Annotated in this window: 29 protein-coding genes; 17 read left to right on the forward strand and 12 right to left on the reverse strand. The window is 58.2% G+C overall.

The features are described 5' to 3' along the window. Window positions 1-442: 442 nt before the first annotated feature. The 9 genes from LOY55_RS12915 (at window position 443) to LOY55_RS12955 (ending at window position 5,600) form a co-directional block, all read left to right on the forward strand. The gene (locus LOY55_RS12915) at window positions 443-805 is read left to right on the forward strand and encodes a DUF6124 family protein (protein WP_223524647.1); all 363 of its coding nucleotides are present in this window, start codon (window positions 443-445) and stop codon (window positions 803-805) included. Between the two features lie 230 nt (window positions 806-1,035). Continuing rightward, window positions 1,036-1,311 carry a metal/formaldehyde-sensitive transcriptional repressor gene (locus LOY55_RS12920; protein WP_258668018.1) on the forward strand — a complete coding sequence of 92 codons (276 nt, stop codon included), beginning with the start codon at window positions 1,036-1,038 and terminating at the stop codon, window positions 1,309-1,311. A gap of 20 nt (window positions 1,312-1,331) precedes the next feature. Beyond that, complete coding sequence (gene dmeF, locus LOY55_RS12925) at window positions 1,332-2,249, forward strand: CDF family Co(II)/Ni(II) efflux transporter DmeF (RefSeq protein WP_258668019.1); 918 nt, start codon at window positions 1,332-1,334, stop codon at window positions 2,247-2,249. Between the two features lie 39 nt (window positions 2,250-2,288). Continuing rightward, window positions 2,289-2,660 carry a hypothetical protein gene (locus LOY55_RS12930; protein WP_258668020.1) on the forward strand — a complete coding sequence of 124 codons (372 nt, stop codon included), beginning with the start codon at window positions 2,289-2,291 and terminating at the stop codon, window positions 2,658-2,660. Between the two features lie 2 nt (window positions 2,661-2,662). Next, on the forward strand, window positions 2,663-2,842 hold the full coding sequence (locus LOY55_RS12935; RefSeq protein ID WP_077430293.1) for a DUF1289 domain-containing protein: 180 nt from the start codon (window positions 2,663-2,665) through the stop codon (window positions 2,840-2,842). Window positions 2,843-3,219: 377 nt separating this feature from the next. Then, complete coding sequence (gene gfa, locus LOY55_RS12940) at window positions 3,220-3,798, forward strand: S-(hydroxymethyl)glutathione synthase (protein WP_046027614.1); 579 nt, start codon at window positions 3,220-3,222, stop codon at window positions 3,796-3,798. 142 nt (window positions 3,799-3,940) lie between these two features. Continuing rightward, the gene (locus tag LOY55_RS12945; RefSeq protein WP_046027613.1) at window positions 3,941-4,195 is read left to right on the forward strand and encodes a DUF2790 domain-containing protein; all 255 of its coding nucleotides are present in this window, start codon (window positions 3,941-3,943) and stop codon (window positions 4,193-4,195) included. 395 nt (window positions 4,196-4,590) lie between these two features. Then, the gene (locus LOY55_RS12950; RefSeq protein WP_109784641.1) at window positions 4,591-4,797 is read left to right on the forward strand and encodes a co-regulatory protein PtrA N-terminal domain-containing protein; all 207 of its coding nucleotides are present in this window, start codon (window positions 4,591-4,593) and stop codon (window positions 4,795-4,797) included. A 395-nt stretch (window positions 4,798-5,192) separates the two neighbouring features. Continuing rightward, window positions 5,193-5,600, forward strand: coding sequence for a hypothetical protein (locus LOY55_RS12955; protein WP_146206142.1), 408 nt, complete (start codon window positions 5,193-5,195; stop codon window positions 5,598-5,600). 30 nt (window positions 5,601-5,630) lie between these two features. Here LOY55_RS12955 and cax read toward each other — a convergent pair whose 3' ends face one another. The 3 genes from cax to LOY55_RS12970 all read right to left on the reverse strand — a co-directional run bounded on the left by cax (window position 5,631) and on the right by LOY55_RS12970 (window position 8,838). After that, entirely contained in the window at window positions 5,631-6,704 is a 1,074-nt protein-coding gene (gene cax, locus LOY55_RS12960) for a calcium/proton exchanger (protein ID WP_077430291.1), read from the reverse strand. A 393-nt stretch (window positions 6,705-7,097) separates the two neighbouring features. Further along, on the reverse strand, window positions 7,098-8,201 hold the full coding sequence (locus tag LOY55_RS12965; protein WP_258668021.1) for a DNA alkylation repair protein: 1,104 nt from the start codon (window positions 8,199-8,201) through the stop codon (window positions 7,098-7,100). A 25-nt stretch (window positions 8,202-8,226) separates the two neighbouring features. Then, window positions 8,227-8,838, reverse strand: a complete 612-nt coding sequence (locus tag LOY55_RS12970) for a glutathione S-transferase (protein ID WP_046027609.1) — start codon at window positions 8,836-8,838, stop codon at window positions 8,227-8,229. A gap of 364 nt (window positions 8,839-9,202) precedes the next feature. Here LOY55_RS12970 and LOY55_RS12975 point away from each other — a divergent pair, with 364 nt between their 5' ends. From LOY55_RS12975 to LOY55_RS12985, 3 genes are all read left to right on the forward strand, one after another. Continuing rightward, on the forward strand, window positions 9,203-9,607 hold the full coding sequence (locus LOY55_RS12975) for a TraR/DksA family transcriptional regulator (RefSeq protein ID WP_007907888.1): 405 nt from the start codon (window positions 9,203-9,205) through the stop codon (window positions 9,605-9,607). A 579-nt stretch (window positions 9,608-10,186) separates the two neighbouring features. Continuing rightward, complete coding sequence (locus LOY55_RS12980) at window positions 10,187-11,410, forward strand: methyl-accepting chemotaxis protein (protein ID WP_408980996.1); 1,224 nt, start codon at window positions 10,187-10,189, stop codon at window positions 11,408-11,410. A 120-nt stretch (window positions 11,411-11,530) separates the two neighbouring features. Further along, window positions 11,531-11,734, forward strand: coding sequence for a hypothetical protein (locus LOY55_RS12985; RefSeq protein WP_046027607.1), 204 nt, complete (start codon window positions 11,531-11,533; stop codon window positions 11,732-11,734). A 9-nt stretch (window positions 11,735-11,743) separates the two neighbouring features. Here LOY55_RS12985 and LOY55_RS12990 read toward each other — a convergent pair whose 3' ends face one another. The 3 genes from LOY55_RS12990 to LOY55_RS13000 form a co-directional block, all read right to left on the reverse strand. Beyond that, complete coding sequence (locus LOY55_RS12990) at window positions 11,744-11,983, reverse strand: DUF2789 domain-containing protein (RefSeq protein ID WP_046027606.1); 240 nt, start codon at window positions 11,981-11,983, stop codon at window positions 11,744-11,746. Window positions 11,984-12,113: 130 nt separating this feature from the next. Next, entirely contained in the window at window positions 12,114-12,344 is a 231-nt protein-coding gene (locus tag LOY55_RS12995; protein ID WP_046027605.1) for a hypothetical protein, read from the reverse strand. Between the two features lie 158 nt (window positions 12,345-12,502). Beyond that, window positions 12,503-12,751, reverse strand: coding sequence for a hypothetical protein (locus LOY55_RS13000; RefSeq protein ID WP_077430288.1), 249 nt, complete (start codon window positions 12,749-12,751; stop codon window positions 12,503-12,505). Between the two features lie 151 nt (window positions 12,752-12,902). Between LOY55_RS13000 and LOY55_RS13005 the strand changes: the two genes are divergently transcribed. From LOY55_RS13005 to LOY55_RS13025, 5 genes are all read left to right on the forward strand, one after another. Next, on the forward strand, window positions 12,903-13,169 hold the full coding sequence (locus LOY55_RS13005) for a hypothetical protein (RefSeq protein ID WP_139348054.1): 267 nt from the start codon (window positions 12,903-12,905) through the stop codon (window positions 13,167-13,169). Then, on the forward strand, window positions 13,160-13,630 hold the full coding sequence (locus LOY55_RS13010; RefSeq protein ID WP_046027604.1) for a hypothetical protein: 471 nt from the start codon (window positions 13,160-13,162) through the stop codon (window positions 13,628-13,630). Before LOY55_RS13005 ends, LOY55_RS13010 begins: the two co-directional genes overlap by 10 nt. After that, a complete protein-coding gene (locus LOY55_RS13015) occupies window positions 13,630-13,833 on the forward strand; it encodes a hypothetical protein (protein ID WP_046027603.1) in 204 nt (67 codons plus the stop codon). Before LOY55_RS13010 ends, LOY55_RS13015 begins: the two co-directional genes overlap by 1 nt. A 117-nt stretch (window positions 13,834-13,950) precedes the next feature. Continuing rightward, entirely contained in the window at window positions 13,951-14,967 is a 1,017-nt protein-coding gene (locus LOY55_RS13020; protein WP_223524656.1) for an ABC transporter substrate-binding protein, read from the forward strand. Window positions 14,968-15,052: 85 nt separating this feature from the next. Then, the gene (locus tag LOY55_RS13025; protein WP_046027599.1) at window positions 15,053-15,490 is read left to right on the forward strand and encodes a DUF3995 domain-containing protein; all 438 of its coding nucleotides are present in this window, start codon (window positions 15,053-15,055) and stop codon (window positions 15,488-15,490) included. A gap of 57 nt (window positions 15,491-15,547) precedes the next feature. Here LOY55_RS13025 and LOY55_RS13030 read toward each other — a convergent pair whose 3' ends face one another. The 6 genes from LOY55_RS13030 to LOY55_RS13055 are packed head-to-tail and all read right to left on the reverse strand — an operon-like array spanning window position 15,548 to window position 21,611. After that, the gene (locus tag LOY55_RS13030; protein WP_046027597.1) at window positions 15,548-15,910 is read right to left on the reverse strand and encodes a Na+/H+ antiporter subunit G; all 363 of its coding nucleotides are present in this window, start codon (window positions 15,908-15,910) and stop codon (window positions 15,548-15,550) included. Then, on the reverse strand, window positions 15,907-16,185 hold the full coding sequence (locus tag LOY55_RS13035; RefSeq protein WP_046027596.1) for a K+/H+ antiporter subunit F: 279 nt from the start codon (window positions 16,183-16,185) through the stop codon (window positions 15,907-15,909). The genes LOY55_RS13030 and LOY55_RS13035 overlap by 4 nt, the downstream gene beginning before the upstream one ends. After that, window positions 16,182-16,670, reverse strand: a complete 489-nt coding sequence (locus LOY55_RS13040) for a Na+/H+ antiporter subunit E (RefSeq protein ID WP_046027595.1) — start codon at window positions 16,668-16,670, stop codon at window positions 16,182-16,184. Before LOY55_RS13040 ends, LOY55_RS13035 begins: the two co-directional genes overlap by 4 nt. Beyond that, window positions 16,667-18,352 carry a monovalent cation/H+ antiporter subunit D gene (locus LOY55_RS13045; protein ID WP_109784645.1) on the reverse strand — a complete coding sequence of 562 codons (1,686 nt, stop codon included), beginning with the start codon at window positions 18,350-18,352 and terminating at the stop codon, window positions 16,667-16,669. The genes LOY55_RS13040 and LOY55_RS13045 overlap by 4 nt, the downstream gene beginning before the upstream one ends. After that, complete coding sequence (locus LOY55_RS13050; RefSeq protein WP_007944721.1) at window positions 18,349-18,693, reverse strand: Na+/H+ antiporter subunit C; 345 nt, start codon at window positions 18,691-18,693, stop codon at window positions 18,349-18,351. The genes LOY55_RS13045 and LOY55_RS13050 overlap by 4 nt, the downstream gene beginning before the upstream one ends. After that, window positions 18,693-21,611, reverse strand: a complete 2,919-nt coding sequence (locus tag LOY55_RS13055; RefSeq protein ID WP_046027592.1) for a monovalent cation/H+ antiporter subunit A — start codon at window positions 21,609-21,611, stop codon at window positions 18,693-18,695. Before LOY55_RS13055 ends, LOY55_RS13050 begins: the two co-directional genes overlap by 1 nt. Window positions 21,612-21,727: the final 116 nt, after the last annotated feature.

Here is a 21,727-nt window from a genome sequence, read left to right on the forward strand (position 1 = left end):
GGTACGCCGCCCGGAGCAAGGTCGCTCCCCCATGGATTTCGATCGGCTGACGCAGCGAGAGAATCCTCTGTTTCACTTACGCTTAAACAACAAAAATCCTGACTGTTTAAACGAAGCCTCCTGTTACCACCCAAAGGCTACAACGCCTTGCGCCGCTGCCCACAGGTAAGACAGAATCCGCCGGCTTGTGCGTCCAGGGGGCCGTCGGTAACTTGATTCCCGTCACTGCTCATCAGTGATCGGGTCTGCAAGCCCGCCGGAATACCAGTCGCATAGCCCAGCCAAGGACGCTTGTTTATGTCCGCTCAATGGCGGCTTTGTGCGGGAGACCTTCGGGTCTGCCGGGTTCCTGGTTTCCCGGTCTTGCAGACCCGCGCATAGCTGCCACCCATCATCTGCAAGTGATGTCGGTAGCTCCTAATGAACAATCAGGAGTTTCACCATGATCAAACCAACACCCAATCCACCGGAAACCGATCCGGCATCTCCCTACGAATCCCTCGATTCCAAAAAACTCCACGAAGCCGCCGAGCGCGCTCTCGACCACTACCTCAACCCGGCCGCCCAAATCATGGCCAGCTCCCACCAACCCGAACCGATGTTCCTCGCCAACCCTAAGTGCGACACCGAATCCCTGCTGGCCAACGCCAGCGAATCATTGGGCTCGGCGACCACCATGCTCAGCAATCTTGCGGCGTTATTGGACAACTCAAACCGCAAGACCCTGCTGGGGATTACGCAAGTGGTGATGTTGGGGGAACTGGCGGTGAATCAGGCGTTGGATAACGTGGAGCCGACGGCGTAAGAAAAATCCCGCGTGGCGAACGGTTCGCCCGTTGCCACGCAGGGAGGTAGCACGTCCACATCGGTATGCGTGAAGTATCAACGTTTTGGAAAAGCCGAATCAGTAGCGGCTGTTATCGGGCATTCAAGACCCTCTCGCTCCAACCCTCAGGTGGTCTGTGCATCAGACGATTTGCATAGGTATAGGGGGTATGCCTATCATGCGCAATGCATAGGTGAGGGGGGTATCAAATGGGTCACATCGCAGCCAACAAAGACGAACTGCTCAAGCGCGTAAAACGTATCGCCGGACAAATCCAGGCGGTTGAACGGGCATTGGAATCGGATCTCGATTGCGCCAAAACGCTGCACCTGGTGGCCGCCACCCGCGGAGCCATCAACGGGCTGATGGAGGAAATCATTGAGGACCATGCCCGGGAGCACGTCGCGAACCCGGCACTCAGTGCAGAGGAGCGAAACAAGGGCGTCGAAGAGCTTCTTGAAGCCATACGCCGTTACTCGAAGTGAACGCATCCAGGTACCCACTCATGAGTAGCTCCCGTATCCACTACACACACGACCATATGTTCCTTGGCTCAGCGCACGACGAAAATGCCAAGCGTACGCTTTGGGTTGTGGCACTGACCGTTGTGATGATGGTTGGTGAGATCACCGCCGGCTATATCACGGGCTCGATGGCGTTACTGGCCGATGGCTTCCATATGGCAACCCATGCCGGCGCATTGGGTATTGCGGCGGCCGCCTACGGTTACGCAAAACGCCACGCTTCCAGCCAGCGCTACAGTTTCGGTACCGGAAAGGTTGGAGACTTGGGCGGGTTCGCCTCGGCGCTGATTCTCGGTATGGTTTCCCTGGGAATTGGCGTTGAGTCTGTCATGCGCCTCTTGCAGCCTACGGACGTTCAGTTCGGCACCGCTACGCTCATCGCGATTGCCGGTTTGATCGTCAACATTGTCAGTGCCCTGCTGCTGGGCCACGGACACAGTCATGGCCACGATCATGATGATCATGCCCATGCTCATCACGGGAACGACAACAACCTGAAATCGGCCTACGTCCACGTCATCGCGGACGCGCTGACTTCGGTTCTGGCCATCGCTGCACTGCTCGCTGGCCGGTATCTCGGTTGGGTGTGGCTGGACCCGGTCATGGGCATCGTCGGCGCCATCGTTATTGCGCGTTGGGCATGGACATTGATGGGGGTCACCGCAGGTGTACTGCTGGATCAGACCGATGCGCACGTTGCCGAGGAAATTCGCGAACTGGTTGAGAAACCGGGGGATGCCACCATCACCGACTTGCACGTCTGGCGGGTCGGACCGCAAGCCCATGCGGCCATCGTCAGCGTCCTTGGTGAGGCCACTGCGAACGCCGACAGCATTCGTGAACGTCTCAAGCCGGTTCACGAAGTCAGCCATCTGACGGTCGAATTTCGACCGGTCTGATTCAGCGCCTCCCCTTAATTGTCTCCAAAGGAACCCGCAATGCCCCCAGGGAAACGTGAACTGGCGCGGATCGAACGCCGGTTGATAACCACGCTCACCGACGCGTGCGAAACAGCAAAAGGTGAAATCAAAGGGTTTGCCTGGCTCACTCACACCGCTGACCTGAACGCGTTGGCTGAGACCCTGAAGGTCATCTGGGTATTTGAAACCTTGGCCGATAAAAAACTCGCCCTGGCTGACACCAAGACGCGCATCTTTGAGCTGACGGCTATCGCGTTGAATGAGGCCAATATCGACCTGAACCCTTCAGACCACAGTGTCCGTTTCGACTCCGAGGAAGAGTGCCAACGCACTCACGGTGGCGATTGGCAAAAGCGCCTGGCTCAATCACGTGCGGCCAAGGGGGACTGACAATGGCTAAAGAAATCGAAAATCCCTGCATCTCGGTATGTCAACTGAGTGGGGATCTGTGCGTGAGTTGCGGGCGAAGCAAGGAAGACATCAAAAAGTGGAAGCGCATGAAGCGGCCTGAAAAAATGGCCGCTGTGCAAAGGGCGAAAGTGCGCTTGAAAGGGCTGAAGAAAACATTCTGATCGGACCCGCCCGCACAGTGGGAGGTTAATCAGTGCCTGCATTTGTAGCCTCTGCCGAGTCCGCCAGGCTGCGTTCGAGGACGTAGTCCTCGCCATCGGCAAACGCGGTTTTCCTGTAAGCACCTGTTGCCTCTACCGTTAGCTGGGCCTGGCCGTGCTCGAGGCGTCATCGCAGACTATTCTTGATCTGGGTAATCGACCGGTCGCACCGAAGGAGGTCAGTCGTTTATGCACTGTGTCCTTTTCGAAATCCGTCGCGGTTCGATCTGATACAAAAAGGCCAATCGATCCGCGCTGTCATCGAGTTCCGATGAACTACCGGTCTGGGGCACGGCCCCAGGCACTTTTGTCTGACACCCTGAATCGGAGACGCCAGCATGAGCACCTTGCAACTTCACCCAGCACTGGACAACGGTATCCAACCTGCCGCCGCGAATTTCACAGGTGGCACCCTGCAATGCCTGTGTGCGACCGACAAGGTCGAGGTCAAGATCGACGCACAAACCCTGCATAACCACGCGTGCGGCTGCAGCAAATGCTGGAAACCACAAAACGCGACATTCGCCGTCATCGCCGTGGTGCCTCGAGATAAGGTCAGCGTCATTGCCCACGGCGAAAAACTGGCGATTGTCGACGAGTCCGCCACCATCCAGCGCCACGCCTGCAAGCAATGTCACGCCCATCTCTTTGGGCGCATCGAGAACAAGAACCATGCGTTTTATGGCCTGGATTTCGTCCACACCGAGCTTTCGCCACAGCGCGGATGGGCTGCGCCAGGATTCGCGGCGTTCGTGTCCTCCATCATCGAAACCGGCACACCGCCAGCGCAAATGAAGGCTATCCGCGAGCGCTTGCGCTCGATCGGCCTGGAACCCTATGACTGCCTGTCCCCGGATTTGATGGACGCAATGGCGACTCATGTCGCCAAACAGAAAGGCTTGCTCCCCGCCGCCTGATTGTTCGGTCGCCGCGGTTTCTTTTGCGGACCGCGGCTCCGATTCACTGCATCAGGCAGATAACGGTCAATTCCTGACATTTTCCCCCCGGCTCGCCAGCCGTTGTTTTCGAAGCTTTTCCAGCATCTGGCGGCCTTGGTAAATGCAGGCATTGGCTATCGCGCCAAGTGTATTTGCCCAGAATGACCTGCAAGACCCCGTTGCGCATATCTCAGCTGTCGAATACCACTACGGGATGGAAATCGATGTGCAGAGGGTACTGCAACGTACCGATACTTCCGACAAGACTGGCCTGGTACCGGTGACCCTGGTCTACGCAGATAGCGAGGGCGAGGTTCACAAAATCCGTTTCCTTGAATGGGGCGCAAGCCCGGCCAACTCCACCAGCATTGCCTGATCCGCTCGCCGAAAGTGGTCTGAGCCTCGCCTGTACCCAGAAGCGGAAGTTAAACCTCATATGCACTCAGTGCGAATCAGGTTTTTGTTATCTCGAAATGAAAATAATCGAATGAGTAAAAGTTCATTCGCGAAGCTTTCCATTAATTTGGTGGCACAATACTGCAAGATTAATGAGTGGAAATTACTGGGCCTTAATTGTAGTCAGTAACGGCAAGCTCCAATCAAGTTGTGCTGAGAGCCATGTTGATTCGCTGTTGTCACCAACAGGTCATGTGTTCTCTTTGTCCGCCGTGGAGTATTTACGTGATGAAATCAAGTTGAATAAGGCGGTTCGGTTTTGGCCAGTAGTGCCCACTGTTAGCTGTTTACAAAGTCTCACTTGAGGATACCCAAATGAAATCCATGAAAGCTCTCTTGGTAGTCGCCACGCTGACCGCTTCTTCTCTGGCTATGGCCACAGGTGGCGGTGATCGCACCTTCACACGCATGGAGGCGGCCCGGAAAATCTCGATGGAAGCCTTCCAGGTTGCACAGAAACAGAAGGCTGAAGGCGCTGTAGCTGAAAGTAAAGTCAGGACGATCAATCAGGCCAAAAGCTAATCTGTGCAGCGCGTCCCCGACTGACAGAGATGTACAGTCTCAAGTCTCAGATGCAGCACGCAAGGTGCTGCTAGTGTCGGTTTAACCGAGACTCCGTTCACACAACATCCGGTGTGTTGCATCGTCCAGTCGAATCCACAGTCGTTTGCTGCCTTCGCGACAGGCAGCAATCGGCCCAGACTGTGTCAAAAACGAATGTCGGCTTGAAGCTATCGCTTATACGTTGAATCTGAAAACGCTCAGTTAGTCAGCATGGATTTCGAGAACAAAATGACCGGCCTACATAGGACCATTGGTCGTATTCACTGAACATAGGTAGCAAAATAGCAGAAACCCGCTATTACGTTAGTAACTGCCACTTCGTTCATTGCAGATCGTCACAGGAACGCCCCACGATGCGAAACGCACTTAAGCATTCGAAACTTCGTTTGGGTTTTTTACTGGGTGTTATTTCAATGGGACTGGCCGCTTGCGCCAGCGACGATAACATTACTGCACCTACTAAAGTCATTACTCAGCCACCTATCGATGACAGCGAGACTTCGTCTGTGCGTGTCACTACTAGTTGGCTGCAACACTCGTTTAGCCAGTCTGACTGCCTGAAGCACGCCAGAGCGGCTCTTACAAAAGCGAGATATTTTGTTGATGCAGGGGACCGATCAGTCTTTGGGTTGCGTGAAGGTATGACTTTTTCGATTCGCTGTGACTACGAAGGCGTTGCTTTTTTCGCAGTGGCTTATCGCCACAGGCCAAGTCCTCAAGCCCAGGATCGGGTCTTGAATGAAATCACCCGGCTATTTTAAGGACTACAGGCTAGAGGTATAGGGGCCGCTTTATGGAATGGACGCATCAGGTGTGAAGAAAAACGCCAGGCCAAGGATCAGGTACACCGCCAGCAATTGCACACCTTTGAGCCAGTCCGAACGGCCATCGCCGGCGACCTGCCCGGTAATCAGCACCGCCAACAGGACGCTCAGCACCAACCCTGCGGAAAAGGCCAACCCCATGGGCGTCGGACCAATGAAATGGCTGGCCAATACCAGAATGGGAGCGACCAGCAGGGCCACCTGGACGCTGGAGCCGATCGCGATCGACAGCGCAAGGTCCATGCGGTTTTTCATGGCGGCCGAGACGGCTGAGACATGCTCGGCGGCATTGCCGAGGATGGCCACGACAAATACACCGACAAAGAGGTTGCTCAGGCCGAGCTGATGAGCACTGGGTTCGATGGCGCCGACCAGAATCTCGCTGATCCACGCGATCAGTACCGTCGACCCGCCAAGCACCAGCAACGCTTTGCGCGTTGACCAGGGACGCGGTTGATCCGGGCTTTGCTCGGTGTTGGATGTACCGGAAAACAGGCTTTTGTGGGTGACCAGCGAATACACCAGGAACAAGCCGTATACCACCAGCAAAATCAGCGAGATGTACAGACTCAGCGACTGCAGACCCTGTGGATTTCGGGGCGTGATGACGGCGTTGTAGGCAGCCGGGAGAATCAGCGCGATGGTAGCCAGGGTCAGCAGGGTAGCCTGGGAGCGCGCCCCGGAGATGTTGTATTGCTGTTCATGGTGACGACACCCGCCAGCCAGCATGGCCACGCCCAACACCAGCAGGATGTTGCCGACGATGGACCCGACGATAGACGCCTTCACCACATCAAAGAGACCCGCGCGCAAGGCGCTCAGGGCAATGATCAGCTCGGTCGCGTTGCCGAACGTCGCATTCAGCAGCCCGCCAACGCCCTCGCCGGAGCGTTCCGCCAGATGCTCGGTAGCCCGTCCCAACCAACCTGCGAGCGGCACTATGGCCAGGGCCGCCATCAGGAAGACCAGCAGGTGGAAGTCTGCTGCGACATATTCCACGACAATGGCGATGGGAACGAAAACCAGCATCCAGTTGAGCATCGAAGTCTTCCTCGCGCTGATGCGAAGTGATCCATGGGGACGGAAGTCTCGTAAGGATGGTCGGCAAACGTCATCTCGTCTAAAAACTTTGTGAAGTTGACGTCGGGCCGCCAAGTCGGGTCAGCGAGGTATTGGAAATGGTTCTGGATAACTCAGGCATCAACTAACGGGACGGATGTATTGATAGTTTGTAGCAGCGCTATGTCCGCTGTAGCAGCTGTAGCAGCTGTAGCAGCTGTCGAGCCTGCGAGGCTGCGTTCGGCTGCGTAGCAGTCGCAAAACCTGCATACGCGGTCTTTCTGAAACACCGCGCGGCCTGATTTCACGACAACTGCGCTGCCGAACGCAGCCTCGCAGGCTCGGCAGCTGCTACAGCGGACGAGCTGCTACAAGCTAAGCGAGGATTTCGAATGAGGTGCTGGCCAGGCGTTCGCCGTTCACCAGAATGTGCACCGTGTGTTTGCCCACATAGTGTTTGCGAGTAGTGAGCTCTTTGATCTGCTGAGAGCGACTGACGAACTCTGTGGCCTTGCCCGGCAACGTCAACGCCTTGAGCTTGAACACCTTCGCCGATGTACCGCCGTTGGCTTTGACGTAATCAATCGCGTAATCGATTACCAGTCGCTGACTCTCTGACACCGTGGATTTCATAGTGAACGAGAGGGAGATTTTCTCCCCCAGACGAATCACTGCCGGTTCAACTTTAACCCCGACCATCTCGACCTCAGCCTTGCCGCTGGCGCCAATGACGGCCAACGCTCGCTGATTGCCCTGTTTGATCAGACTGCGCAACGCATGTTTGGCAATCCACGCTGTGTGCTTGTTATCCAGCGGCCACCCTTCAATCAGGTCCAGCACCCAGTCGGGATGATCCTTGGTGATGTCATTGAGGTGGTTGGCCACGGACTTGCGCACATACAGGCTTTCATCAGCCTTTAGGTTGTCGAGGATCGACGCAGCCAGTGTCGGATCGGCCTGGATCTGTTCGAGTCGGAATGACCACGGCAAACGCGGGCGGCAACCTTCGCTGGCCAGGCGCCGCACGTGTTCGTTGTCATCGAGCGACCATTGCTGCATCAGCGTTAATGAACGCTGAAGGTCGCTGCGCAGAAAGTGCCGGATCGCAAATTCCGAAGACCCAAACGCGGTGAAATACTTAAGCGCATCCATCGACTGCTCGAAATCATGAGCGCCATACATCGCCACATACTGCGGCAACGAGATGCTGACGAAGCTGCTGTTGAGGCGCGGGGCGAGGGCGCGCAACAGGTCAAGGGATTCGTCATATCCCAGCGGCAGCACCGCGTACAGGCATTCGCTGACCCGGGCCATGCGTTGCATGATCGACAGGTCGGCGAGGCCTTCGTTGGCCATCTTCAGGAAGGCTATGGCGTTGAACCGGGGGTAAACCGCCGTCATTTCGGTCGCGATGTGTTTGAGGCGCTCGGCGTTGAAGATTTCCTTCAGCGCCGGGGCGGTCTGTTCGACGGCGGTCATGGGAGAGTCCGGTGGGCTGGGCGGCTCAGGTTATCGGGGTATTGATAAATGCCTCAAGCGTTTCCGCTTGTGCCGTGAATTTCGCGATCTGCGGGAAGCGCGCGGCATCGACCTGATCCGGCACCACCAGGTTGGTGAAGCTCCAGGCGACCGCTACTGTGATGCCGTCCTGTGCAATCGAGGCGCCGCCAGCCAGCGGCTGTTTTTCCAATTCGCGCTCAAGTGCCGCATAGGCCGCCGCCAATTGGCCTTCGACGCGTTCCACCCATGGTTGAAATTGAATATCGACGGGGCGCAGGTTGCGTTCGTAATAGAGCTGCACTGATTTTTCACAGGCCGCCAACGCCAGGCCGGTCACGCGCAGTGCGCGCAGCCGTTGCTTGAGGTCGCTGGGCATCAGGCTTTTGCCAGGGCCGGCCAAGGCTTCCAGGTAGTCGATGATCAGGGTCGAATCCATCAACACATCACCATCGTCCAACACCAGCGTCGGCGCCTTGACCACCGGGTTGATCTGCTGGAACTGCTCGAAGTGCCGGAACACCGATACCGATTGGTGCTCCAGGTCGATACCCAGGTGTTGGGCGCAAATGGCCACACGCCGTACATAAGGCGAATCCAGCATGCCGATCAGCTTCATTAATGCATTCCTTTTAAAGGCCATTTCGGGACGGACAACCTTAGCTGAGCTTGCGCTAGCTGCAAACGGGTGGGGCTGGCGCAGCCGTTTGTCTTCTATATACAGCCGCTCGACGGAATTTCTTGCTATAAACGCACTCCGATAACCGCCGCAACGGTTGCTATAGAGCACTTTGCACACCTTGTCGGACAAATTCGCTGACTTTTCAGTTGCTGGGGCCTCACGTCGGCCTTAGACTGCCGCCCCTCGTAAATTGAGTGCCGGGTGGCGCTTGGAATTAAACGGCGCCTTTCCGATGGCCTCACCCGGTCAGCCGGAACGCTCCCTAATTCGCCTTAATGCACGTTTTTTTATAGAGATATCAATGACAAAGGACAAGTTGCTGGCCATGCCGGCGGATGACTACATGAATGCTGAGCAACATGCTTTTTTCTCCGAGCTGTTGCAGAACATGAAAGTCGAAACCCATGAGCGCATCGAACAGAACCGCATCGCCATCGAGAGCCTGGACACTCCGGCCGATCCGGCAGATGCAGCTTCTGTTGAAGAAGAGCGCACCTGGCTGGTAAACGCGATCGATCGCGACCAGCGCATGCTGCCTCAGTTGGAACAGGCTCTGGAACGCATCAAAGAAGACAGCTTCGGCTGGTGCGACGACAGCGGCGAGGCCATTGGCCTGAAGCGCTTGCTGATCAGCCCGACCACCAAGTACTGCATCGAAGCTCAAGAGCGTCACGAACAGATCGACAAGCACCAGCGTCAGGCCTGATTTCGTAGCGCCACGCATCGCGGGCGAGCCTCACTCCTGAAGGAGCAAGGCTGGCCCGCGATGCTTTTTTTCGTCCGTAGAAAACTCGTGCCCCTCTATTGATCTGCTGCAATACCCACTACTAATGGACCATAGATAATGGCGTTGTAGTGGCGTTAAATGCGAAGACAACAATTAGAAGATCGTGGGGTGACGAAGATGACGAGAGACGGATCTCTGGCGGCGGCAGCGCCTGCGCCAGTGCTTTTGCCGAAAAACCCTTGGCTGACGCCGACCCTGCAAAGCATCGCCCTGATGCTTTTGTTGTGTGGCATGACATTGGGTTACGGGTCGCTTTACCTTGGCCTGCCCTTGGCCGTGTTGATTATCTGGTTGCCTCGCCTGCGCTCGCGCGCTAATCCGCAAGACAACCCTGCGGACAGTGCCAGCGCCATCAGCGAATTGACTCGCGATCTTTCCTACACCACCAGTCATAACGCGTTGTCGGCGGCCGGAGTGGCCTATTCGGTCAAGCAACTGGCGGACAAACTGCAATCGCAGCTCAACGCGGCGGCGCAAATTGTCAGCAACGCCGAAGTGATGATCGCTACCGAACAAGTCACCTCCAAACTCAGCCGCGACGCCCTCGACGCCGCCAGCGAAGCGCATCAAAGCGGCGCAGCGGGGCGTAAAGAGCTGGTTGAGTCCATCGCCCGAATGCATCAACTCAGCCAGCGCGCCAGCAACAGTCGCGAGCTGATCGAGGCCCTGAGCCTGCGCAGTGACGATATCCAGCGGGTGACGCTGGTGATCCAGTCCATCGCCAACCAGACCAATCTGTTGGCGTTGAACGCCGCAATCGAAGCGGCGCGGGCCGGGGAACATGGTCGCGGGTTCGCAGTGGTGGCCGATGAAGTGCGTGGCCTGGCGGCGCGAACCGCGACGGCGACCGGCGAAGTCGGCGAGATGGTTGCCGATATCCAGCAACGCACGGCTCAGGTCGTGGAGCAGATCCGCCAACTGTCCAGCGACCTCGACACGGGTGTCGAGCAAGTCGAGCACACGGGGCAGCACCTGGAAAACATTGCGCGATTGGCCGCTGGCGTCGAAAGCCAGGTCGGGGAAATCGCCCGGGGCGCGGACACCAATCGCGAACAACTCGACAGCCTGTTTCATGCGATCGAGCAGATGCGCAGCGATCTGGCGATCAGCGACCAACAGACCCAGCGCCTGGCCCAGGCCGCCGTGCAGATGGAAGGTCAGGCTGAGTCCATCAGCGAGCGCTTGGCCGAAGTCGGGCTGGATGACTATCACCAGCGGGTCTATGACTTGGCCCGCGAGGGCGCGATGCAGATTGCGGCGCGCTTTGAAGCGGACATCAGCCAGGGGCGAGTCAGCCTCGATGACCTGTTTGATCGCAATTACCAGGCGATCCCGAACACCAGCCCGCCCAAGTTCCAGACCCGCTTCGACCGCTATACCGATCAAGTCTTGCCGGCGATACAGGAACCGTTATTGCCGCTTCATGAAGGCTTGGTGTTTGCCATCGCCTGCACTCAACAGGGATATGTGCCGACGCATAACAACGTCTTCAGCCAGTCGCTGACCGGCGACGTGCAGGTCGATACGCTGCAAAACCGCACCAAACGCAAATTCGCCGACCGCACCGGTATCCGTTGTGGCAGCCATCAAAAGCCAGTGCTGTTGCAGACGTATACCCGCGACACAGGTGAATTGATGCACGATCTTTCGGTGCCGATCATGGTCAAGGGCCGGCATTGGGGCGGTTTGCGCTTGGGTTACAAGCCCCAAGTTCCTCGCTGAAAGGGGGCGATTGTTACGATTTTGGTAACGAAGCTATACAAGCTCGTTGCTGTTTCCTCGCGAATGAACTCATTAACATGCCTATGTAGTTAGGTTGCTAATTAAATTCGAGAGGCCAGCATGCAAAGCAAAGTGGATGTCGCCGTCATGATTGGTAGCGGTGTGCCCGCCTGTTTGCGCGCGATGGGGCAGAGTGTCTGTTGGGTTGTACTGCTCAACGGTGAGCGCCGGGGGACGGCGTTTTCCAGCCGCGATGAGGCCGAAGAGTGCAGGGCTGCCTGGTTGGCGCAATTGAGCGCTGAATCACCTGACAGCCTGCATTGATTGCGCGAGCTAGTGAAGCTGGTGCAAGCGCAAGTTCAAGTCATCGACCACCCGCGCCCAATCGGCGTCTTCGCGCAGTTGCTCTTTCAGAAAGCCGGCTTGTTGCGGGGTCCAGAACTCGGCGTCGATCATTTTCTTGTCGTCGGCCAACGGTGAATGGCTGGCGATGAAATCATCGATGGCCTTCTGGCTGGAGTCCAGGCCGAGTTGGTCGAACAAGCCTTTCAAGTCGTGTGTGGGTGAATCCATGTTCATCTCCTTGCGGGCCGCGTCGAGTGCGAGATCTGAAGGGCAGCTTCATTGCATCTGAGGAGGCCGCGCTTCAGGAGTTCGATGGCTGTGCCAAAGCAGGAAAGAGCATAGACGGCAAATTCGATGATCAGGCTTTCAATGCCCCCGCATCGACGGCAGCCTTCAGTTCCTTGGCCGACTCCTGAGCGGCGATAGCGGCGACTTCCGCTGTTTTGAACCAGCGATCTTTCTCGACCTGGTGATACGTCACCGTGGTCAATTTCGGTTTGGCGCGCATGACAATCACTGCCTGGAATTCGCCATCGATCTCTCTGGCTTCACCCCGGATCATAAACTCGCCGATATCAAATTCCGTCACGTAGCAGCCTTCCCTTGGAAATGTTTTGTTGTTTTGAACGCCGTCCGACGTGGGAACGGGTTTCATGGGGCGGGCAGTATGGCAGTTGTTGCCCGCCGGCGGCTGAGTTAAGTCGAGCGTTTGACGAAACGTCTATTGAAATGAATTCGGTGGACGCTTCATTCGCGTGATTCAAGTGAGCGAGCAAGTGCACACGCCTGGTTATGATCGCCGCGGAAACCTCTGACGCGTCCTGTGGCGGTTTCCTTTATGTGGAAGAATGCAATACCTGCCGGAACCACCTGAAACCTTGGTCGGGCAGGCTCTTCTGGGTGAAACCGAGGTGCTTCGAGCAACCCCTGATGCAGCGGCGAGGCGTTGTGAGCGTAAGGTGGCTGGGCGGTTGCAAAGTGAGTCATCGTGCACATATGAAGTCCTTTTCTTTATTTTACCGACGTATGTACGTCGTTATGGGTAGTCTCTGTGAGCGTCGCTGCTCTAGAATCGCCACCACGGGTTGGCGAATGGTGTTCATCTAAAGCAATTTTTTGCGGCTGATATGTCGGAAAAGTGCTTTTCTTGAAGCGTTTTTTCCTTACAGTTGGTAATCCGGTTTCCTCTGGCGGTAAGAAGGGCAATTTCCTTCAACATCTGACGACTTTGACGGAAGACGGCGCGAGCGATATTCCAGTAGGCTCGCTGACCTCGCGATGCATGAGCCCTCAGCCAGGATCAGGATTTCAACCCGGTTTTTTGAAAGACCATCGGCATGGCCGCTATTTTCTGCCGTGCGCTTTTTTGCGTGCGGCATCAATTTCAGATGTGGGGATGTTTCCTTGGCAGTAAGTAATCTCGATATGCATGCTTTGTTCGTGCTAGGTGATTTGCGCGCAAAGTTGGTTAAACAGTTTCAATCTCGTTTCGTCTACATCACCGAACAGAATGCCGAAGGCATTTATATTGCCGAGATCGACACCGAAGAAGCGCTGGTGGTGGACGATAAACCAGGGCTCAAACTGAAGGTCGGTGATCATTTCAGCGCTTCTGTTCTACCCAGTCGCGAAGGCGGCAAGCTGGACATCAAGTTCCGCGAAATCAAACTGACGGTGTATGGATTGGGTGATTACGCATTTGTCACCACGCCCGACGGTCAGGCGATTGTGTTCAAGGAAGGTCATAGCGTGGTGATGGTGTTCGCCGCTCATCAACAATTGCAGGAAGGCCTGACCAAGACCCTGAAAGCCGTGACTGCCAAAGCCGCCAAGTGGCGCAAGGGCGAACTGGTGACGTTCAAGGCCAGTGAGTGATGTCGGTGACCCGCGCCGATTTCCATGAACAGAACCAGGCCAGTGCCCACACTGAAGCCCTGCGGCTGTTCGAGCAGAAGGCAGTTCTGCAGGGAGCCTGGCTGAGTTGGGTGGCGTCACAGATCTATACGCTGCGTCCGGCGGCGTACGCCAGCATGGTCAGAAGAGAGCTGGCCCGTTTGCAGGAATCTTCCGAAACGTAATTCGCACCCCTCGAAATCAGGATCCTCTACTACAGTCAATTGACTGAATATTTTGAGACTTGTGGTCGTTTATCAGGCCATCCTGCTATTGCTGTGAACAGCACGAGGTGCAAAAGCATGAGAGGATTTCGACGGTTGCTGGCGGCGTCCCTGGCCAGCGTCGGATTGTTAACATCTCCCGTCCCGATATTCGCGGCCCAGGCACCGATCCACTTCGCCGACCTGAATTGGGAAAGTGGCAGCCTGATCACCGATATCCTGCGGATCATCGTCGAGAAGGGCTACGGGTTGCCGACCGATACCCTGCCGGGAACCACCATTACCCTGGAGACTGCACTGGCCAACAATGACATTCAGGTCATAGGTGAAGAATGGGCCGGTCGCAGCCCGGTCTGGGTCAAGGCGGAGGCTGAAGGCAAGGTCGCGAGCCTGGGCGATACGGTCAAGGGCGCAACCGAAGGCTGGTGGGTCCCGGAGTATGTGGTCAAGGGTGACCCGGCCAAAGGCATCAAGGCGTTAGCGCCGGATTTGCGCAGTGTCAGCGACCTGCCTAAATATAAAGACGTGTTCAGCGACCCGGAAAGCCCGGGCAAGGGGCGCTTCCTCAACAGCCCGATCGGCTGGACGTCGGAAGTGGTCAACAAGCAGAAGCTCACCGCCTATGGCCTGAACGACAGCTACGTGAACTTTCGCAGCGGTTCCGGGGCCGCGCTGGATGCAGAAATCACTTCATCGATCCATCGGGGCAAGCCGGTGCTGTTCTATTACTGGTCACCGACGCCATTGCTCGGACGCTTCAAGTTGATTCAACTGGAAGAACCCCCCTTCGACGCCGAAGCCTGGAAAACCCTGACCGATGCCGACAATCCAAACCCGCAGCCGACGCGTTCGCTGCCCTCGAAGCTGTCCATTGGCGTGTCCACGCCGTTCCAGAAACAGTACCCGCAGATCGTCGAGTTCTTCAGCAAGGTCGATTTCCCCATCGATTCACTGAACAAGGCACTGGCCGATATGAGCGAAAAACACACCCCGCCACGCCAGGCAGCGGAAGCGTTCATGAAGACGCATCCGGATATCTGGCAGGCTTGGGTGCCAAAGCAGGTGGCTGACAAGGTCTCCGCCGAACTGAAGTAAGTCTGTGCCGCACACGTTTGTATTTCACCGAGTATCGCTATCACCGCCCGGAGCACGTTCGCTCCCTCTGGATGGATGCCCGAAGATGAATCTGCTGGTCGCACAATGGATGGCTTCAATTTTTCTGATAATCAGCCTGGTCCACGTGTATTGGGCCTCGGGCGGCAAGCTGGGCAGCGAGGCGGCGGTGCCGCGAGTGCCCGGGGAGGGCGGCGCGCAATCAAGGCCTGCGTTCAAGCCGTCGGGAATCGTGACGTTGCTGGTGGCGGGGGCGCTGTTACTGATCGCCATGCTGGTGTGTCTGCGGGTCGGGCTTTGTTTGCCGGCTGTGCATGACAAGTGGCTGCAATGGGTGCTCAGTGCCATTGCGATACTGATGTTCGCCCGGGCGATTGGCGATTCGGAACTGGTGGGGTTCTTCAAAGAGGTCAAGAATTCGACGTTTGCCCGGCTCGATACCTGGGTCTATTCACCACTGTGCGTGGTGTTGGGGGCCGGGTTGCTGACGGTTGCCTGGGTTTGAAATGCCCGGATTGGCGCATGGCCGGGCAGGCCAATCCGGGTGATTCAGCGTGTAACCTTAGCTTCTGCCATCCGTGCGCCGACTACTCACCTCGGCCGGCACATCGTCGCCGGCCATGCGCTTGCGGAACAACGCCGCGCGCGCCAGCAGCAAGGTGGTCACCGGTACGGTTATCGCCAACAGGATTGGAATCAGCCAGGCATGCACCACTGGTGTCGATTTGAGCGCCGAAAAGTAAATGATCGACGCCAGTGCCACACACCATGCCCCCAATGTCGAGGCCAACGCTGGCGGGTGCATGCGCTGGAAGTAATCCTTCATCCGCACCAGGCCAATGGCGCCGACCAGCGCAAACAGACTGCTGAGCAGCAGCAGGATCGCCACTGGAATCTCGACCCACAGCGACAGTTCGCCATTCATTCGATCACCTCGCCACGCAGCAGGAATTTCGCCAGGGCAAACGAGCCGACGAAACCGAACAGGGCGATCAACAACGCCGCCTCGAAGTAGGTATCACTGGCATAACGAATGCCCAGCGTCAGCATCATCAGCATCGCGATGATGTACAGATAGTCCAGGGCCAGAACCCGGTCCTGGGCTGAGGGGCCCTTGAACAGACGGATCAGCGTCAGAATCATCGCCACGGAAAACATGAACAGGCTCAGCAGGACGGCGTTCGACAGCAGTGGGCTCATTCGAAGATCTCCATCAAGGGGCGCTCGTAGGTTGCCTTGAAGTGCTGGATGAACACGGCTTCGTCATCCAGATCGAACACATGCAGCAACAGGATGCTGCGATCCAGCGCCAGTTCCGACCAAACGGTGCCCGGGACCACGGTGCAGATCGCCGAGAGTGCGGCGAGGCCGTTGGCGTCGCGCAGGTCCAGCGGCACTTTGATGAAGCGTGAGCGTGGCGCGCGGCGACCGGCGTTCAGCACGCCCCAGGCCACGGCGAGGTTGGACGCCAGCACGTCTCGACCGACCACCAGGAGCAAGCGCAAGATGACGCCGGGGCGACGGATACGAATCGGCAGCGGTCGCAATCGGCGCATCATCAACGGTGCGCAGAAGCCCAGCATCGCGCCGAGCAACAGATTGCCGGGGCTCATCGACTGGTTCAGCACCAGCCACAACACCCCTAACGCCAGCGATAGCCAAGGGGCAGGAAACAGGCGTTTCACGGTTGCACCTCCAACATTGCCGCTTTGGCTTCCGGGCTTGGCACTACGCGTGTGCCGAGCACGGCCATCACGTATTGCTGCGGGTTGTTCAAGGCATCGGCGGCCGCCTGGGTGTAACGCAGCAGCGGTTCAGCCTTGAAGGTCAGCGCAATACTCAGCCCCAGGAGAATGATGATCGGCACGCTTTCCAAACGGTGCAGCAGCGGCGATGGACGTTCTTGCGGGGTCCAGAAGCGCTGGATGCCCAGGCGCGAGAAGGCGATCAGTGAGGCGAGCCCTGACAGAATCAACAGTGCGAGCAACCCCCATGCAGCGTTCGACACCGGTTCGCCAGCGCCATTGCCCAAGCCCAGCGGGTTGAGGAGGGCGTTGAGCAGGCTGAGCTTGCCGATGAAACCGGAGAGCGGCGGCATGCCGATGATCAGCAGCGCGCAGGCAATGAAGCTCAAGCCGAGGAAGGCCATGGTCCAGGGAATCACCTGGCCGACCACGGCTTTCTGATCGTCATCGAGGTTGAAGCCTTTGGGCGGTTGCTCGGACAGCCTCGGTCGTGCGATCAGGTCGGCGTCATCGAACAGCGGCGCTTCATTGACCGAACGGGAACGTTCGATCAACTCGGCCAGCAGGAACAGCGCGCTCAGCGCCAGGGTCGAGCTGACCAGGTAAAACAGCGCCGCGGCGATCAGGTTCGGCTGGGCGAAGCCGACGGCTGACAGCAGAATCCCTGCCGACACCAGAATGCTCAAACTGGCCATGCGCTCCAGGCGTTGGGCCGCCAGAATCGCGAGCGCTGCGCAGACGATTGTTGCCATGCCGCCGTAGATCAGCCAGTCACCGCCAAAGTAGGCCGATGCCCCGGCCTGGCCGGAGAACAGCAACGTCCACAGACGCAGCAGGGTGTAGACGCCGACCTTGGTCATGATCGCGAACATGGCCGCTACTGGCGCGCTGACCGAGGAGTAGGCCGGTACCAGCCAGAAGTTCAGCGGCCACATCCCGGCCTTGGCCAGGAACGCCACCGCGAGAATCCCCGCGCCGGCATGCAGCAAGCCGCGATCGGCTTGTGGCACCAGCGGGATTTTCAACGCCAGGTCGGCCATGTTCAGGGTGCCGGTGACGCCGTAAATCAGCGCCGCGCCAATCAGGAACAGCGACGACGCCAACAGGTTGATCGAGATGTAATGCAACCCCGCCGACACTCGCGGTCGACCCGAACCGTGGAGCATCAAACCGTAGGAAGCGGCCAGCAGCACTTCGAAAAACACGAACAGGTTGAACAGGTCGGCGGTCAGGAACGCGCCGTACAGCCCCATCAATTGAATCTGGAACAGCGCGTGGAAGCTGGAACCGGCGCCGTCCCAGCGGGCCATGGCGAACAGCAAGGCGCTGACGCCGATGATCCCGGTCAGCACCAGCATCAACGCTGACAGGCGATCAACCACCAGCACCAGGCCGAATGGCACCTGCCAGTTGCCCGGCAGGTACACACCGATAGAGCCGGGAACGCCGGTGGTCTGTGTCCATTGCAGCAGCAACACCGAAATCCCCAGGCCCAGAAGGCTGGAGAACAGGTTGATCCTGGCTTTCAGCGGACGGTGTTTTTCGCCGAGCATCAACATGATGGCGGCAGTCAGCAGCGGTAGCAGGATCGGGGCGGCGATCAGGTGCGTCATTGGATTCATTCTTTAGGCTCCCGGCCATCGACATGGTCGGTCCCGGTCAAGCCCCGGGATGCGAGCAGCACCACCAGAAACAACGCGGTCATGGCGAAGCTGATCACAATCGCGGTCAGCACCAGTGCTTGCGGCAGTGGATCGGTGTAGTGCAGCAAGTCCTGCGGCACGCCGTCCTTGATGATCGGCTCCCTGCCGATGAACAGGCTGCCCATGCTGAAAATGAACAGGTTGACGCCATAGGACAGCAGGCACAGGCCCATCACCACCTGAAAGGTTCGCGGCCGCAGGATCAGCCAGACGCCGGACGCCGCGAGAACGCCGATGGCGATTGCGATGACTTCTTCCATCAGACGGCTCCTTGTGTGGCGACGGGTTTGGGCTGGGCTGCGGTTTTGTGGCCGCGAACCGATTGGTGAGCGAGGGCGGTGAGGATCAACAGCGTCGAACCGACCACCACGCCATACACGCCGATGTCGAAGAACAGCGCGCTGGCAATGTGAATGTCACCCAGTACCGGCAGGGTGAAATGCCAGGTGTGGGTGGTCAGGAACGGATAGCCGACCGCCATGGCCCCAAGCCCCGTGACCGTGGCAAACAGCAACCCGATGCCCATCCAGCGCAGCGGTCGCAGGCTCATTTGCGCCTCGACCCACTGCGTGCCGGCGACCATGTATTGCAGGATGAACGCGACCGACATCACCAGCCCCGCGACAAAACCGCCCCCCGGTTGATTGTGTCCACGCATGAACAAGTAGAACGACACCACCAGCGCAATCGGCAGCAGCAGACGCACCAGCACTGCCGGGACCATCATGAAGCCCAGCGCGGTGTCGCTGGCGTGGCGCGGGTTGACCAGGTCGGTGACCACGTCCGGTGCCAGCAAGCGTTGCTGGGCTGGCAATTGCAGGCTTTCCTTGGGCGGGCGGAAGCGTCGCAGCAGGGCGAACACGGTCAGGGCCACTGCCACCAGCACAGTGATTTCACCGAGGGTGTCGAAGCCACGAAAATCCACCAGCATCACGTTGACCACGTTGCTGCCGCCACCTTCGGGCAGGGCACGGCTGAGGTAAAACGAGGAAATATCGTTAGGCGTCTGACGCGTCAGCATCGCGTAGGCCAGCAAGGCCATGCCGCCACCGACCACGGTCGACAACAGCAAGTCGCGGATACGCCGGATGCGCGCCTTGCGCAGGCTGCTTGGCAGTGGCGACACCTCTTCGATCCGCCGTGGCAGCCAGCGCAAACCGAGCAGGATCAGCACGGTGGTCACCACTTCGACGGCCAGTTGCGTCAGTGCCAGGTCTGGCGCGGAGAACCAGACGAAGGTCACGCAGGTCATCAGGCCGCAGACGCTGACCATGGTCAGGGCCGCGAGCCGGTGATACTTGGCCTGCCACGCCGCGCCGAGGGCGCAGGCAATCGCCAGCAGCCACAGGGTCACGAACACGATAGAGCCCGGAATTTTCGGTCGATCCCCCCAACTCAGACTGCTGTGGAGCATCGGAATCAAGCCGGCCAACACGGCAGCGAGGACCATCAGGAACAATTGGGTTTGCAGGCGATGGGTGCTGATCCGGCGCACCAGACGGCGGGCCAGGCGCATCATGATCACCAGGCTGCGTTCGAACAGGCGCTTGCCATTCAACCGGCCAATGACCGGCGGGTATTTGAAGCGCCCGCGCTTGAACTGATTGCGCAGCAGCAGATAGAGCACGATGCCGCCGGACATGGCGATCAGGCTCATGATCATTGGCGCATTCAAGCCGTGCCAGATCGCCAGGCTGTACTCCGGCAGCGTCCCGCCTACTACTGGCAGGGCTGCGGCGGCCAGTATGGAACCGACCACTTGCGCCGGGAACATCCCCACGACCAGGCACGTGAACACCAGCAACTCAACAGGTGCGCGCATCCAGCGTGGCGGCTCGTGCGGGGTGTGCGGCAGATCGGTGGCGGTCGGGCCGAAGAACACATCGACGGTGAAGCGTAATGAGTAGGCGACACTGAATGTGCCGGCGATGGTCGCGACGATTGGCAGGCTCCACTCGATCCACGCCGTGGCATTGATGAACACGGTTTCGGCAAAGAACATTTCTTTGGAGAGGAAACCGTTGAGCAGCGGCACGCCGGCCATCGAGGCGCTGGCGACCATGGCCAGGGTGGCGGTGAACGGGATGAGCTTGATCAGGCCGCTGAGTTTGCGGATGTCGCGGGTGCCGCTTTCGTGGTCAATGATCCCGGCGGCCATGAACAACGAGGCCTTGAAGGTGGCGTGGTTAAGAATGTGGAACACCGCGGCCACGGCGGCCAGCGGGCTGTTCAAGCCCAGCAGCAGGGTGATCAGGCCCAGATGGCTGATGGTCGAGTAGGCCAGCAACCCTTTGAGGTCGTTCTGGAACATCGCGCAATACGCACCCAGCAACAGGGTGCAGGCACCGGCGCCGCTGACGATGTAGAACCATTCTTCGCTGCCGGATAACGAAGGCCAAAGTCGCGCCAGCAGAAACACCCCGGCCTTGACCATGGTCGCCGAGTGCAGATAGGCCGAGACCGGTGTCGGCGCCGCCATCGCGTGGGGCAACCAGAAGTGGAAAGGGAATTGCGCACTTTTGCTCAAGGCGCCGATCAGGATCAGGGGTAACAGAAGCGGGTAGAGGGCATGTGCGCGAATCAGATCGCCGGCGGCCAGGACCTTGTCCAGGTCATAGCTGCCGACCACATGGCCGAGCAGCATGACCCCCGCCAGCAGGCACAAACCACCCGCGCCGGTGACCATCAACGCCATGTAGGCGCCGCGTCGTGCGTCGGCACGGTGATGCCAGTAGCCGATCAGCAGGAACGAGAAGAGGCTGGTCAGCTCCCAGAAAAACACGATCTGGATCAGGTTGCCGGAAATCACCAACCCGAGCATGGCGCCCATGAACGCCAGGAAAAATGCGAAGAACCGCGGCACCGGATCGTCCGGCGACATGTAATAGCGTGCGTACAGCGAGACCAGTGTGCCGATGCCCAGCACCAGCATCGAGAACAGCCACGCGAACCCGTCCATGCGCAAGACGAAGTTCAGGCCGAGGCTTGGCAGCCAGAAGAATTCTTCGCGGATTACGCCGCCATGGGCGATTTGCGGGTACAGGAACGCGACCTGAACGGTGCCGATCAGTGCGATCAGGCCCGCGAGCAAGGGGGCTGTATTGCGTGCGTTGTGCGGCAGGACGGCTGCCAGACAGCTGCCAATAAATGGCAGAAGCAGTAGAACTATCAGGGACATAGGCTTCTAATCTGCGGGAGTTTGTGAAGCATCATACGTGCCAGCTCCCGGATCACCAAACGCGAAGCTGTCGCAGAATCCTACACGGTAGACGGAAAAAGGCTGATTCACATTGT

Origin of the sequence: Pseudomonas sp. B21-040, from assembly GCF_024748695.1 — a bacterium.
Classification (GTDB): Bacteria; Pseudomonadota; Gammaproteobacteria; order Pseudomonadales; family Pseudomonadaceae; genus Aquipseudomonas.

Bases quoted from the DNA above. Each gene is read 5' to 3' on its own strand.
- LOY55_RS12915 (WP_223524647.1), top strand. From the start codon at position 443: ATGATCAAACCAACACCCAATCCACCGGAAACCGATCCGGCATCTCCC.
- LOY55_RS12920 (WP_258668018.1), top strand. From the start codon at position 1,036: ATGGGTCACATCGCAGCCAACAAAGACGAACTGCTCAAGCGCGTAAAA.
- dmeF (WP_258668019.1), top strand. From the start codon at position 1,332: ATGAGTAGCTCCCGTATCCACTACACACACGACCATATGTTCCTTGGC.
- LOY55_RS12930 (WP_258668020.1), top strand. From the start codon at position 2,289: ATGCCCCCAGGGAAACGTGAACTGGCGCGGATCGAACGCCGGTTGATA.
- LOY55_RS12935 (WP_077430293.1), top strand. From the start codon at position 2,663: ATGGCTAAAGAAATCGAAAATCCCTGCATCTCGGTATGTCAACTGAGT.
- gfa (WP_046027614.1), top strand. From the start codon at position 3,220: ATGAGCACCTTGCAACTTCACCCAGCACTGGACAACGGTATCCAACCT.
- LOY55_RS12945 (WP_046027613.1), top strand. From the start codon at position 3,941: ATGCAGGCATTGGCTATCGCGCCAAGTGTATTTGCCCAGAATGACCTG.
- LOY55_RS12950 (WP_109784641.1), top strand. From the start codon at position 4,591: ATGAAATCCATGAAAGCTCTCTTGGTAGTCGCCACGCTGACCGCTTCT.
- LOY55_RS12955 (WP_146206142.1), top strand. From the start codon at position 5,193: ATGCGAAACGCACTTAAGCATTCGAAACTTCGTTTGGGTTTTTTACTG.
- cax (WP_077430291.1), bottom strand. From the start codon at position 6,704: ATGCTCAACTGGATGCTGGTTTTCGTTCCCATCGCCATTGTCGTGGAA.
- LOY55_RS12965 (WP_258668021.1), bottom strand. From the start codon at position 8,201: ATGACCGCCGTCGAACAGACCGCCCCGGCGCTGAAGGAAATCTTCAAC.
- LOY55_RS12970 (WP_046027609.1), bottom strand. From the start codon at position 8,838: ATGAAGCTGATCGGCATGCTGGATTCGCCTTATGTACGGCGTGTGGCC.
- LOY55_RS12975 (WP_007907888.1), top strand. From the start codon at position 9,203: ATGACAAAGGACAAGTTGCTGGCCATGCCGGCGGATGACTACATGAAT.
- LOY55_RS12980 (WP_408980996.1), top strand. From the start codon at position 10,187: ATGATCGCTACCGAACAAGTCACCTCCAAACTCAGCCGCGACGCCCTC.
- LOY55_RS12985 (WP_046027607.1), top strand. From the start codon at position 11,531: ATGCAAAGCAAAGTGGATGTCGCCGTCATGATTGGTAGCGGTGTGCCC.
- LOY55_RS12990 (WP_046027606.1), bottom strand. From the start codon at position 11,983: ATGGATTCACCCACACACGACTTGAAAGGCTTGTTCGACCAACTCGGC.
- LOY55_RS13000 (WP_077430288.1), bottom strand. From the start codon at position 12,751: ATGTGCACGATGACTCACTTTGCAACCGCCCAGCCACCTTACGCTCAC.
- LOY55_RS13015 (WP_046027603.1), top strand. From the start codon at position 13,630: ATGTCGGTGACCCGCGCCGATTTCCATGAACAGAACCAGGCCAGTGCC.
- LOY55_RS13020 (WP_223524656.1), top strand. From the start codon at position 13,951: ATGAGAGGATTTCGACGGTTGCTGGCGGCGTCCCTGGCCAGCGTCGGA.
- LOY55_RS13025 (WP_046027599.1), top strand. From the start codon at position 15,053: ATGAATCTGCTGGTCGCACAATGGATGGCTTCAATTTTTCTGATAATC.
- LOY55_RS13030 (WP_046027597.1), bottom strand. From the start codon at position 15,910: ATGAATGGCGAACTGTCGCTGTGGGTCGAGATTCCAGTGGCGATCCTG.
- LOY55_RS13035 (WP_046027596.1), bottom strand. From the start codon at position 16,185: ATGAGCCCACTGCTGTCGAACGCCGTCCTGCTGAGCCTGTTCATGTTT.
- LOY55_RS13045 (WP_109784645.1), bottom strand. From the start codon at position 18,352: ATGAATCCAATGACGCACCTGATCGCCGCCCCGATCCTGCTACCGCTG.
- LOY55_RS13050 (WP_007944721.1), bottom strand. From the start codon at position 18,693: ATGGAAGAAGTCATCGCAATCGCCATCGGCGTTCTCGCGGCGTCCGGC.
- LOY55_RS13055 (WP_046027592.1), bottom strand. From the start codon at position 21,611: ATGTCCCTGATAGTTCTACTGCTTCTGCCATTTATTGGCAGCTGTCTG.